The sequence below is a fragment of the Leucobacter faecis genome (genome assembly GCF_054456635.2).
In genome coordinates, this window is sequence record NZ_JBTJEP020000003.1 from 63,433 (window position 1) to 76,462 (window position 13,030).

General features: G+C 63.5%; 9 protein-coding genes. 1 reads left to right on the forward strand and 8 read right to left on the reverse strand.

Annotation, left to right across the window (positions count from 1 at the left end; all coding sequences use genetic code 11):
- Nucleotides 1-177: 177 nt before the first annotated feature.
- On the reverse strand, nt 178-2,085 hold the full coding sequence (gene typA / locus ACXR2T_RS03310) for a translational GTPase TypA (RefSeq protein WP_458837895.1): 1,908 nt from the start codon (nt 2,083-2,085) through the stop codon (nt 178-180).
- Nucleotides 2,086-2,247: 162 nt separating this feature from the next.
- On the opposite strand from typA, the gene ACXR2T_RS03315 reads away from it, so the two are divergent.
- Nucleotides 2,248-3,459, forward strand: a complete 1,212-nt coding sequence (locus ACXR2T_RS03315) for a multidrug effflux MFS transporter (protein WP_458837896.1) — start codon at nt 2,248-2,250, stop codon at nt 3,457-3,459.
- Here the strand turns inward: ACXR2T_RS03315 and ACXR2T_RS03320 are convergent.
- The 7 genes from ACXR2T_RS03320 to ACXR2T_RS03350 all read right to left on the reverse strand — a co-directional run bounded on the left by ACXR2T_RS03320 (nt 3,456) and on the right by ACXR2T_RS03350 (nt 13,011).
- Entirely contained in the window at nt 3,456-4,616 is a 1,161-nt protein-coding gene (locus ACXR2T_RS03320; RefSeq protein WP_458837897.1) for a thiolase family protein, read from the reverse strand. The genes ACXR2T_RS03315 and ACXR2T_RS03320 overlap by 4 nt on opposite strands.
- A 33-nt stretch (nt 4,617-4,649) precedes the next feature.
- Nucleotides 4,650-6,374 (reverse strand): dipeptide ABC transporter ATP-binding protein, encoded by a 1,725-nt coding sequence (locus tag ACXR2T_RS03325; protein WP_458837898.1) that lies wholly within the window; start codon nt 6,372-6,374, stop codon nt 4,650-4,652.
- Nucleotides 6,371-7,357, reverse strand: a complete 987-nt coding sequence (locus ACXR2T_RS03330) for an ABC transporter permease (protein WP_458813624.1) — start codon at nt 7,355-7,357, stop codon at nt 6,371-6,373. Before ACXR2T_RS03330 ends, ACXR2T_RS03325 begins: the two co-directional genes overlap by 4 nt.
- 2 nt (nt 7,358-7,359) lie before the next feature.
- Nucleotides 7,360-8,433 (reverse strand): ABC transporter permease, encoded by a 1,074-nt coding sequence (locus ACXR2T_RS03335; RefSeq protein ID WP_458813626.1) that lies wholly within the window; start codon nt 8,431-8,433, stop codon nt 7,360-7,362.
- Between the two features lie 69 nt (nt 8,434-8,502).
- Nucleotides 8,503-10,104: an ABC transporter substrate-binding protein gene (locus ACXR2T_RS03340; RefSeq protein ID WP_458813628.1), complete on the reverse strand. Its 1,602-nt coding sequence runs from the start codon at nt 10,102-10,104 to the stop codon at nt 8,503-8,505.
- A gap of 259 nt (nt 10,105-10,363) precedes the next feature.
- Nucleotides 10,364-12,052, reverse strand: a complete 1,689-nt coding sequence (locus ACXR2T_RS03345; protein WP_458837899.1) for a dipeptide ABC transporter ATP-binding protein — start codon at nt 12,050-12,052, stop codon at nt 10,364-10,366.
- A gap of 29 nt (nt 12,053-12,081) precedes the next feature.
- Entirely contained in the window at nt 12,082-13,011 is a 930-nt protein-coding gene (locus ACXR2T_RS03350) for an ABC transporter permease (protein ID WP_458837900.1), read from the reverse strand.
- Between the last annotated feature and the right edge of the window lie 19 nt (nt 13,012-13,030).

The following is a 13,030-nucleotide window of genomic DNA, read 5'->3' on the forward strand; positions in this document are numbered from 1 at the left end:
AAAGCCGGGCGTGAACGCGAAACCCCCGCCCGGCATAGGCCGGGCGGGGGTGAGCATGGATCCTGCGACTCGCTACGCTCGCGCAGGATGACACGATCGAGGCCGCAAGGCGACACGATCGAAGCCGCAAGGCGACACGATCGAAGGCGCAGGACGACTCCGACCGTGCGCAAGAGCCTACTTGTTGGCGTTCTTGATGCGCGAAGCAGCGCGCGCACGCGAGTTCGCGTCGAGCTCAACCTTGCGAATACGCACGATCTCGGGCGTCACCTCGACACACTCGTCCTCGCGAGCAAACTCGAGGCATTCCTCGAGCGTGAGCTTGCGCGGGGGCGTCATCGACTCGAAGTTGTCGGCGTTGGCCGAGCGCATGTTCGTGAGCTTCTTCTCCTTGGTGATGTTCACATCCATGTCCTCTGAACGTGAGTTCTCACCGATGACCATGCCCTCGTACACCTCCTCGGTGGGCTGCACGAAGAACGACATGCGCTCCTGCAGGTTGATGATCGAGAACGGTGTAGCCACGCCCGAACGGTCGGCGACGATCGAGCCGTTGTTACGCGTGTTGATGACGCCGGCCCACTCGCCGTAGCCCTGAGCGATCGCGTTCGCGATACCGGTGCCACGTGTTTCGGTCATGAACTCCGAGCGGAAGCCGATGAGGCCACGCGACGGAATAATGAATTCCATGCGCACCCAACCGGTGCCGTTGTTCACCATGTTCTCCATGCGGCCCTTACGAGCAGCGAGCAGCTGGGTGATCGCACCGAGGTGCTCTTCGGGGGTATCAATTGTGAGGTGCTCGAACGGCTCCTGCTTCTTTCCGTCGACGACCTTCACCACAACCTGGGGCTTGCCCACGGTCAGCTCGAAGCCCTCACGGCGCATGTTCTCCACGAGAATTGCGAGCGCGAGCTCGCCGCGGCCCTGCACCTCCCACGCGTCGGGGCGGCCAGTGTCGACCACCTTGAGTGACACGTTACCGATCAGCTCGCGGTCGAGGCGCTCCTTGATCATGCGCGCGGTGAGCTTGTGGCCCTTCACCTTGCCCACGAGCGGCGACGTGTTCGCGCCGATCGTCATCGAGATCGCGGGGTCGTCGATGTGAATCATCGGCAGCGGCTGCACGTCGTTCGCATCACAGATGGTCTCACCAATGGTGATGTCTTCGATACCGGCGATCGCCACGATGTCGCCGGGGCCAGCCTTCTCTGCGGGGTAGCGCGTGAGCGCCTTCGTGAGCATCAGCTCAGAGATACGCACGTTCGCCACGGTGCCGTCTGACTTCACCCAGGCGACGGTCTCGCCCTTGTTGATCCAGCCGTTGTGAATACGCAGCAGGGCGATACGGCCCAGGAACGGCGACGAGTCAAGGTTCGTCACGTGAGCCTGCAGGGCACGCGCATCGTCGAAGGTGGGGGCGGGCACGCGCTCGAGAATCGTCTCGAACAGCGGCTCGAGGGTCATGTTGTCGGGCAGCTCACCGTCGGCGGGGCGGTTGTGCGATGCTGCGCCGTCACGGCCCGAGAGGTATACGACGGGCACGTTCAGCACGGCGTCGACGTCGAGATCGGGCACGTCTTCTGCGAGGTCAGACGCGAGACCGAGCAGCAGATCCTGCGCGTCGCTCTCAACCTCTTCGATGCGTGCATCGGGGCGGTCGGTCTTGTTGACCGCGAGAATCACGGGGTGCTTGGCCTCGAGCGCCTTACGCAGCACGAAGCGGGTCTGGGGCATGGGGCCCTCAGACGAGTCAACGAGCAGCACGACGCCGTCGACCATTGACAGTGCACGTTCGACCTCGCCACCGAAGTCCGCGTGACCCGGCGTGTCGATCACGTTAATCGTGATCGGGCCGTTCTTCGCGTGCTCACCTTCGTAGGTGATAGCGGTGTTCTTGGCGAGAATCGTGATGCCTTTTTCGCGCTCAAGGTCGTTCGAGTCCATGACTCGATCGCCAACTTCTTCGTGCGCATCGAACGAGTTGGTCTGAGTCAGCATCGCGTTGACGAGCGTGGTCTTGCCGTGATCAACGTGTGCGACAATAGCGACATTGCGGAGGTCTTCGCGAGTGGCGAGAGCCATAGAGGTAGTGTCCTAACGAGACGAACGGAACGTCGACACGGCGGGATGCCGAGTGCGTCGCGCGAGCCACACCAAAGCGACCCCGCGCAGGCACGAGAAGATGCCGACGAGCTATTCTAACGGATGTCGGGCGTGCCCGGCTGGAAGTGAGCAGTACACCGCATGAAATCACCTTCGCAGCGCCTCACCAGAGGTCTGCTTGTCACCCTCGGATTCCTCTCTGCGGTGGGGCCGTTCGCCGTCGATCTGTACCTGCCAGCGTTCACCGACATCGCTGACGAGCTGGGCACGACCCCCTCGGGGGTGCAGTTCACACTCACCGCGTTTATGCTCGGTCTGGGTCTTGGCCAGCTGTATCTCGGCCCGCTGTCTGACCGGCTCGGCCGCCGCAGCGTGCTGCTCGTCGCGCTCGGCGCGTTTACGGCCGCGAGCATCGCGATGGTGTTCTCACCCACGGTCGAAATATTCACGGCGCTGCGACTACTGCAGGGCCTCGCGGGCGCTTCGGGCGTGGTGCTCGCGCGCGCGATCATCGCCGATCTCGCGAAGGGCACGGCCGCGATCAGGGCGTTTAGCCTGATGGCGATGATCGTGGCGGTCGCACCGCTCGTGGCTCCGCTCGCGGGTGGGTTTCTCACCGAGCACTTCGGCTGGCGCGGCGTGCTCGCGACGCTCGCGAGTGTCACGGCGCTCATGTTCGTACTCGCGCTGCTGCTCGTGCCCGAGACGCTGCCGGTCTCGCAGCGCCAAATTGGGGGCGCCCGCCGCGCGTTTGGCAACTTCGCCAGGCTCGGCCGCGACCGTGCATTCGTGCTCTTCACGCTCGTGGTCGCCTGCAATTTCGCGGCGCTGCTGTCGTACATCGCGGGCGCGCCGTTCGTCGGACAGGTGATGCTCGGCATGACGCCGTCGCAGTTCTCGTTCGCTTTCGCGACCGGAGCGCTCGCGATGGTGCTCACCAACTACCTCAACTCGCGGCTGGCTGGCCGCGTGCCCGCTACGCTGATGCTGTCGATCGGCAGCGGCGCGGTCGTGCTCGCGGGCACCGCGTTCGCGGTGCTCTCGCTCACGGGCTCGCTGTCGATTCCCGGCTACATTGCGTGCGCGTTCGTGCTGAGCGGCGGCGTTGCGCTCACCAGCTCGAACGGCACGGCGCTCGCGCTGGGCCTCGCTGACTTTGCCCGCGGCTCCGGATCCGCCCTTCTCGGTGCCATCCAGTTCATGGGCGGGGCAATCGCCCCACCCATCGTGGGTGCCTGGGGTGACCAGACCGCACTGCCGATGGCGCTCATGATCATCGCCGGATCGGTCGCTTCGGGTGCCTGCGCGGTCGCCGGCGCCGTGATCCTGCGTCGCCGCGCACGAAGCAGCTAGAGCCGTTCGAAGATCGTGGCGTTCGCCATGCCGCCGCCCTCGCACATTGTTTGCAGGCCGTAGCGAGCGCCCGTCTGGCGCAGGTGGTGCACGAGCGTGGTGGCGAGGCGCGCGCCCGAGGCGCCGAGCGGGTGCCCGAGCGCGATTGCGCCGCCGCGCGGGTTGACGAGCTGCGGGTTTGCCCCGGTGTCGTGTAGCCATGCTCCCAGCACCGAGGCGAAAGCCTCGTTCACTTCGAACGCATCGATGTCATCGAGGGTGAGCCCTGCCCGGTCGAGGACCCGCGCGGTCGCGGCGATCGGCCCCGTGAGCATCAAGATCGGGTCAGAGCCCACGACGGTCGCCGTGTGTACTCGGGCGAGCGGCGTGAGCCCCAGCTGCCCTGCCTTCTCCCCCGACATCATCACGAGGGCCGCCGCGCCGTCAGAAATTTGTGAGGCGTTACCCGCGGTCACGACCCCGCCCTCACGAAACGGCGTTTTCAGACCGGCCAGCACTTCGAGGCTTGTGCCCGGCCTGACGCCCTGGTCGGCACTCACCTCACCCGCAGGTGTTGTGACCGCCACGAGCTCATCGTCGAAGAGTCCGGCAGCGGCCGCAGCGGCGGCCCGTTCGTGCGACCGCACCGCGAGCTCGTCGAGGTGTGAGCGGCTGAGCTGCCACCTGTCTGCGATCAGCTCGGCGCTCTCGCCCTGCGGCACCAGGTGCGGGTACCGGGCGCGCATGGCGGGCCCGTAGGGTCCTTCACCTCCCGCCGCATTTGAGAACATGGGCACACGGCTCATGACTTCGACGCCGCCCGCGATCACCACGTCGGCCTGCCCCGAGATGATCGCGGCGGCGGCCGAGTGGATTGCTTGCTGTGAAGAGCCGCACTGCCGGTCGATGGTCATGGCGGGGATCTGCTCTGGCAGCCCGGCCGCAAGCACGGCGTTACGACCGATGTTGCTTGATTGCTCCCCCACCTGGGTGACGCAGCCCCACATCACGTCATCGATCGTGTCGGGCGCGATGCCCGCGGCCGCCACGACCGCGGTGAGCAGCTGCGCCGACAGGTCGACGGGGTGCACTCCTTCGAGCGCCCCGCGGCCCGGTTTGCCCACTCCGAGCGGCGTGCGCTTCGCCGCTACGATCACCGCATCTGTCTGGCTCAACATGGTCGTCCTCCTTCAGAGTGCATTACGCCGAGCCTACGCCCCGCGGCGCACCCGCTGCCAGAGCGCGCGGCGCTCCGCCTGCTCGACCGGATCCGGAACGGGAAGAGCCGCGAGCAACTCGCGCGTGTACGCGTTCGAGGGCGCCCCCAAGACCTGAGCCGTGGTGCCCTGCTCTTGGATGCGGCCCTGCTGCAGCACGATGATGCGGTCAGAGACCGCGTCAATCACGGCCAGGTCGTGGCTGATGAACAGCGACGCGAAACCGAGCTCAGCCTGCAGCTGCACAAACAGCTCGAGCACCGTCGCCTGCACAGACACATCGAGCGCACTCGTCGGCTCGTCGGCGATCAGCAGCTTCGGGTCGAGCGCAAGCGCGCGCGCAAGCGACGCGCGCTGCCGCTGCCCGCCCGACAGCTCGTGCGGAAACCTGTCACCGAAGTTGGTGGGCAGCCGCACCGCGTCGAGCAGTTCGTTGACCCGTGCGCGCGCCGCCTGCGGCGACGCCGCCTTGCCGTGCACAATGAGCGGCTCGGCGATGCACTCGGCGATCGACAGGAGCGGGTTGAAGCTCGTCGCGGGGTCTTGAAACACGAACCCGATCTCGGGGCGCAGCGGCGCGAGCTCGCGGTTCTTGACGCCGCGCATTTCGTGCCCGAGCACCTTCAACGAGCCTTCGACGACCTTCGTGAGGCCCACAACGGCGCGGCCGATGGTTGTTTTGCCAGACCCCGACTCACCCACGAGGCCCACGACCTCGCCCGGGGCGACCGACAGGTCGACGCCGTGCACGACCACGGTCGCGCCCTTACCGAATCGGCCCGGATACCCGATCTGGGCGTTCTCGGCGATGATCAGGTGGCCAGTCGTGTCGCGCGCAGCATCGCGAGCAGTCTCTGCCAGCGCCTGGCCCTGCGCCAAAGCCTCGTCGCGTTCACGCGCCTGCATGCGCGATTTGCCGCGCCCCACGTGCGGCACAGCGGCGAGCAAATCGCGCGTGTACTGCTTCGATGGGTTCGCGAACAGCTCACGCACGGGCGCCTGCTCGACGATGTCGCCGCGGTACATCACCACAACCCGGTCGGCGAGGTCGGCCACGACACCCATGTTGTGGGTGATCAGCACAATCGTCGCGCCAAACTCATCGCGGCACACGCGCAGCAGGTCAAGAATCTCGGCCTGTACGGTCACATCGAGCGCGGTCGTCGGCTCGTCGGCGATGATCAGCCCGGCGTTCATAACGAGCGCCATCGCGATGACGATGCGCTGTTTCTGGCCGCCCGAGAACTGGTGCGGAAAATCGTCGATGCGCGTCTCGGGCTCGGGAATACCGACCTTGCGCATCATGTCGATCGCCTGCGCGCGCGCCTCTTTTTTGTCGATTTTGCCGTGAGCTTTGAGTCCCTCGATGATCTGCCAGCCCACCGTGTACACCGGGTTGAGCGCGGTCGACGGCTCCTGAAACACCATCGCCGCGTCGCGCCCGCGCATCGCGCGCAGCTGCGCACCAGTGGCGTGCACGACGTCGGTCTCGTCACCGGCACGCGACCGGATCACAATGGCGCCCGACATGGCGGCCGTTTCGGGGAGCAGGCCAAGCAGCGCATTGGCGGTCACGGACTTGCCTGATCCGGATTCACCGACGATCGCGAGCACCTCGCCCGCAGCGACCTCGATCGAGATGCCCTTCACGGCCTCGACCGGGGCGGCGTCGGTGGCGAACGTGACCTTGAGATCTTGAATGTTAGCGACGTGAGTCATTTCTTGCCCTTCAGGCGCTTGCGCGTGCGCAGGCGCGGGTCAGCGAGGTCGTTGAGGCTCTCACCCACGAGGGTGACGCCCAGCACCACGAGCACGATCGCGACACCGGGGAACACGCTCGTCCACCAGATGCCGCTCGTGACATCGGCGACCGAGCGGTTGAGGTCGTAGCCCCACTCTGCGGCGGCCGTCGCTTCGATGCCGAAACCCAAGAAGCCGAGGCCCGCGAGCGTGAGTAGCGCTTCAGAGGCGTTGAGCGTGACGATCACGGGCAGCGAGCGGGTCGAATTGCGCAGCACGTGCTTCAGCAGAATGCGCGGCGTCGGCACGCCGATCACGCGGGCCGCTTCAACAAACGGTTCTGCGCGCACGCGCACGACCTCTGACCGGATCACCCTGAAGTACTGCGGCACAAACACGACCGTAATTGACAGGGAGGTCGCGAGGATGCCACCCAAAAGGGTCGACTGGCCGCGGCTGATCACGATCGACATCACGATCGCGAGCAGCAGCGACGGGAACGCGTAGATCGCGTCGCACAACACGACGAGTACGCGGTCGAGCATGCCACCGAAATAGCCCGAGATGAGCCCGAGCGCAATGCCCAGAAAGATCGAGAACAAGATCGCGGCGACGATGACAAACAGCGCGGTCTGCGCGCCCCAAATGACGCGCGAGAACACGTCGAAGCCCGAGACGGTCGTGCCGAGCAGGTTCGTGGCATTGGGTGGCTGCTGCGCGCCGAAGCTGACACCGTCAACGGCCTGCTGGGCCCAGCTGTAGGGCGCGATCCAGGGGGCGAGGATCGCGAGCAGCACGAAGCCACCCGTGATCACGAGGCCCGCGATCAACATGCCACGCTGCAGCCCGACGCTCTGGCGCAGATGTGAGATGACGGGCACCGTGTCGCGCCAGTTCTTCTTGCGCGGTACTTCGAGCGCAAGGGTTTGCGTGGACGGTGTGGGGAGGTCTTGCTGATCCATGATCAGTACCTCACTCTCGGGTCGATGGCCGCGGCAACAAGGTCGACGATGAAGTTGGTGACCGCTACGATCACGGCGATGATCACGACGATGCCCTGCACCGCCACAAAGTCGCGGGCCTTGAGATATTCGGCGAGCATAAATCCGAGGCCCTTCCACTCAAACGTGGTCTCGGTGAGCACCGCGCCAGCCAAGAGCAGCGCGATCTGCATGCCCATCACCGTGATGATGGGAATGAGCGCGGGCCGAAACGCGTGTTTCGTGATGAGCCGGTATTCGCTCACGCCGCGGGAGCGGCCGCTCGTGACGTACTGCTGGCCGAGCGTGCCGATCACGTTCGTGCGAATGAGCCGCAAGAATACGCCCGCGGTGAGCATGCCGAGTGCTACAGCCGGCAGGATCGCGTGCCACAGCACGTCGCTGATCGCTGCGCTGTCACCAAGCCTGATCGCGTCGAGCAGATACAGGCCGGTGGGGGTGTCGATGCCGCTCATGGTGAGCTCCGTGCGGGTGCTCGCGCGCCCCGACACGGGGAGCCAGCCGAGCCACACCGAGAACACGAGTTTGAGCAGCAGCCCGACGAAGAAGATGGGTGTCGCGTAGGCGAGGATCGCCATGATGCGCAGCACCGCGTCTTGCCATTTGTCGCGCTTGTAGGCTGCGATGAGGCCGAGCGGAATACTCACGACGAACGCCACGATGAGGGCGTAGAAGGCCAGCTCAAGCGTGGCCGAACCGTACTGCAGCAAAATCTCGGTCACCGGGCGGCGATCAGTGATCGTCGTACCAAAATCCCCGGTCAAGATGCCACCGAGATAGTCGAAGTACTGAATGAGGATCGGGCGATCGAAGCCCGCCTCGTGCACGCGCTCAGCGAGTTGATCTGGGGGAAGCCTACCGCCGAGCGCGGCGGTGATGGGGTCGCCGGTGAGCCGCATCAAGAAGAACACGACGGTGACGAGAATGAACACGGTCGGAATGATGAGTACGAGGCGTATCAGAATATACCGCCACAACCCACCCCCGCCCGACTTGGGTCGCGCTGTCGCGACGGGTGTTGGTGTATCTACGACCATGGAGAAATACCTCTATCGATACGGCATCGGGCCGGGGCTGGTGTGCCCCGGCCCGATGCCAGCTCGCGCTTACTTGGTGAGCGGCGCGTAACGGAACTTAAACGAGGCGTCGAGCGTGGTGCCCTCAACATCTGCCCCCACGTAAGCGACCTGCTTGCCCTGCAGGAGCGGCAGCGTCGAGATGTCTTCAGATTCGATCTGCTGAATCTTCTCGATGATCTCGGTGCGCTTCGCCGAGTCGGTCTCAGTCTGCTCGTCGACGATGAGCTGGTTGACCTCTGCGTTGTCGTAGTGGTTGAGCAAGAAGTTGTCCTTCAAGAAGAAGGGCGACAGGTAGTTGTCGGCGTCTGAGTAGTCAGGGAACCAGCCGAGCTGGTATGCCGGGTACACGTCTGCCGTACGGTCCTTGTTGTACTGCACCCACTCGGTCTGCTGCAGGTCAACCTTGAACAGGCCGTCCTTCTCGAGCTGCGACTTGATCATCGCGTATTCGTCGCCCGACGAGGGGCCGTAGTGGTCACCGTTGTACTGCAGCTTCAGGTCAACGGGAGTCTCAACGCCCGCCGCAGCCAGACGATCGGCTGCCTTTGCTGAGTCGGGGCCACCCTCACCGTTGCCGTACAGCTCCTTGAACGGCGAGATCGCGCCGGTCATACCGTCAGCGACGGGCGAGAACAGCGGCGAGAAGGTGTCCTTGTACACGTCTTTCGCGAGCGCGTCGCGATCGATCAGGTCGGCCGCAGCCTGGCGCACCGCGAGCGCCTTCGCGGCGTCTGCTTCTGTCGTCGTCGCACCATAGGGCATAGTGTCGAAGTTGAAGACGATGTAGCGAATCTCGCCGCCGGGGCCGTCAACGATCTTGACCTTGTCGTTCTTCGCGAGGTCTTCGGTGTCGGTCGCAGAAAGGCTACGGAACGCCACGTCGATGTCGCCGTTGCCGATCGCAAGCTTGAGGTTTGAAGCGTCTGCGTAGTACTTCGCGCTGATACCCGAGTTTTCTGCCGCGCCGAGGTTGCCCTGGTAGCCGTCGAACGGCGTGTACGAGATGAGCTCGTTGAGCTTGTAGGTGTCGATCGAGTACTGGCCAGCGAACGCCTTACCCTTCACGATGTCGTCGTCGCTCGTAATCGCGTCGGCAGCGAAGACCTCTTCATCGATGATGGGGCCAGCGGGGCTCGACAGAATCTGTGGCCAAATCTGATCATCGCCGTTCTTCAGTTTGAAGACGACGGTGAGCTCGTCGGGCGCTTCAACGCTGTCGAGGTTGCTCAGCAGCGAGGCCGGGCCGTTGGGGTCGTTGATTGCGACCATGCGGTCAAACGAGAACTTCACGTCACTCGAGGTGAGTTCATTGCCGTTGGCGAACGTGAGCCCCTTCTTAAGCTTCACCGTGTATTCGGTGGGCGAGGTGAACTCGGCCGACTCTGCGATGTCGGGGGTCACATCGGCAGTGCCGTATGCGCTGTTCATCAGGAACGGGTATACCTGGTTCATTACGACAAACGAGCCGTTGTCGTACGAGCCTGCCGGGTCGAGCGCGGTGACTTTATCGGTCGTACCGACAACGAGGTTCGACCCTGCGTCGCCGCCATTGTCGCCTCCGCCGCCCGTGCTGCTCGTTGCGCAGCCGGTGAAGAGCAGGGCGCCCGCGGCGATGACCGCCGTTGTCATGAGTGTCTTCTTCAATCTCTTCCTCCATTGAAACGCGCGGGCCGCTTCGCCTCACGCAGAGAGATAACTAGAACATTCAAGAGCCTACTCACGCGCGGCGCGCACCTCGGGCGTTTCGCCGCGCTGTGACACTCTTGTGACAAATAACGGTGCCTTCCCGTCAAAAAATTCGGCGGGAAGGCACCATTCTTAGAATGTTTCAGCAAAGAGTAAGCAGAACTTCACTGCATCCCTTAAGAGGGCTATACGAATGAGCTGACTATTCGACCCCCAGCTCGATGCGGGCCCCGGGAATCGCTTCGAGCAGTTTGCGTGTGTACTCCTCGCGCGGCTGTTCAAACACCTCCTCGGTGGTCGCCTGTTCCACGATGCGGCCCTGCTGCATCACGCACACGCGATCTGCGATCAAGCGCACGACGGCGAGATCGTGGGTGATGAAGAGGTAGGTGAGCCCCAGCTCACGCTGCAGCTCGGCGAGCAGGTCAAGAATCTGCGCCTGCACCAGCACGTCGAGCGCCGAAACCGCCTCGTCAAGCACCAAAATGTCGGGTTTCAGCGCGAGCCCGCGTGCAACTGCAACGCGCTGGCGCTGCCCGCCCGAAAGCTCGTTCGGGTATCTGGTGGCGAGCTCACGCGGCAACGCCACCTGGTCAAGCAGCTCGAGCATGCGCGCGCGCCTCGACGCCGCGTCGCCCACGCCATGAATCTTGAGCGGCTCCATGATCGTATTGCCAATGTTGTGCAGCGGGTCGAGCGAACCGTACGGGTCTTGAAACACGGGCTGCAGTGTGCGGCGCAGGTCAAAAAGCCTGCGGCCCGAAATGCCGCTCAGGTCTTCACCCGCTACCCGGATCGTGCCCGAACTGGGTTTCTCGAGCTGCAGGATCATCTTGGCGATCGTGGATTTACCCGAGCCAGACTCACCCACGAGCGCCATTGTTTCGCCCTTGTTCACGGTGAACGTGGCACCCTGGACCGCGTGGAAATCTTCGCTGCCGAAGCTTCCCTTGCGCAGTTTGTAGGTCTTGCCGAGCCCCTCCACTTCAATCATCGGTTCACCGTGTGCGATCGCCTTGTAAGGCTGATCTGCGAGCGCCGCCACATCAAAGGTTGAGGTGGGGGCGGTCGGAATTGCCGGGTCTGGGCCGATGCGCCGTGACGCGAGGCTCGGAGCTGCCGCGACAAGTCGCTTCGTGTACGGGTGCTGCGGTCGCTGCAAAATCTCGCGGCTCGGGCCCGACTCGACAATGTTGCCCTTGTACATCACGATCAGTTTCTCTGCGCGCTCTGCGGCGAGACCAAGATCGTGGGTGATGAACACGACGGCCGTGCCGAGCTCGCTCGCGAGCCCCTCGAGGTGATCGAGCACGACCCGCTGCACGGTCACGTCAAGCGCGCTCGTAGGCTCGTCTGCAATGAGCAGCTGTGGTTCAGCTGCCAGGCCGATGCCGATCAGCGCTCGCTGTTTCATGCCCCCAGAGAACTGGTGCGGGTACTGCTTCATGCGTTGTTCAGCGTTCTGCAGGCCGGCTTGTTCGAGCACCTCGATGGCGCGCTCACGCACGGCCTTGCGGCCCTTGGCTACGCCGTTTGCACGCACCGCTTCTTCGACTTGAAATCCCACAGACCACACCGGGTTGAGGTTCGACATTGGATCTTGAGGCACCAAGCCAATTTCGCGCCCACGCAGACGCTCCATATCACGCCGGTGCATACCCACGAGCTCTCGCCCATTCCATTGCACCGAGCCACCGGTGATCTGACCGGTGCCTGGTAGCAGATTAATGACCGCGTGCATCGTCGTGGATTTGCCTGAGCCTGACTCACCCACGATCGCGACAGTTTCACCCGGGTATACGTCAAAAGAGACCCCGTGCACGACTTCGTTCGGCTGTTTCTTTGACCCAAACGCAACTCGCAGGTCTTTCACGCTCAACAGCGGCGCCATGACTGGTAATTCTGTATGTGTTGGTGTACTCATCGACGAGCCCTCGCCTTCGGGTCAAGTGCGTCACGCACGACTTCACCGAGCAAGATGAACCCAAGTACAGTGACCGTGAGCGCAAGCGACGGGTAGATCAGTGGCATGGGGTCTGTGCGAAGCGACAACTGCGCAGAGCTGATGTCGTTGCCCCAACTAATGAAGTTGCCAGGTGGCAACCCGACACCAAGAAATGACAGCGTCGCTTCGGCGACAATCGCCGACGACAGCGACAGCGTCGTGACAACAATCGCGGGTGCGAGCGCATTGGGCAGCACGTGTCGTACAAGCGTCATCGTGCGCGAAAGCCCCAACGACTCAGCGGCCATAACGAAGTCAGCGTTTTTTACCCTAAGAATTTCGCTGCGCACAATGCGAGCCGTAATTGGCCACGAGAAGCCACCAATGGCGAGCGCGATAACGAACGGGTTTCGGTGCGCGCTCAGCACGCTCATCACCACGACGGCAGCGAGGATGTACGGAATGGAGAAGAAAATATCGCCAATACGTGACAGAACTGTGTCGATCGATCCGCCGAAGAATCCCGAGATGGCGCCCATGAGGGTGCCAAATACAAAAGTGATCGCAATCACGATGAGCCCCACAGTGACCGAGGTTGGGGCACCATAGATCATGCGCGAATACACATCGCACCCTTGTTTATTGAACCCAAGGGGATTTTGCGCGGTTGGCGCTCCGTTCGAGTTCGCGAGAATGCAATCGCGCGGATTCACCTGAGTAAATAGCGTCGGAAACAGTGACACTAGCGCTACGAACAAGATGATGATCGCAGCGATCCAAAACATGGGCCGGGTGCGCATGTCACGCCAAGCATCAAGCCAGAGGTTCGACTTCTTTGCTTTGATCTGCACCGCGTCGATAGCAGCGACGGGGGTTTCTTCCGTGGCCGCGACGAAGTGAACCATTGGCGGGCGTTGGCTCCGC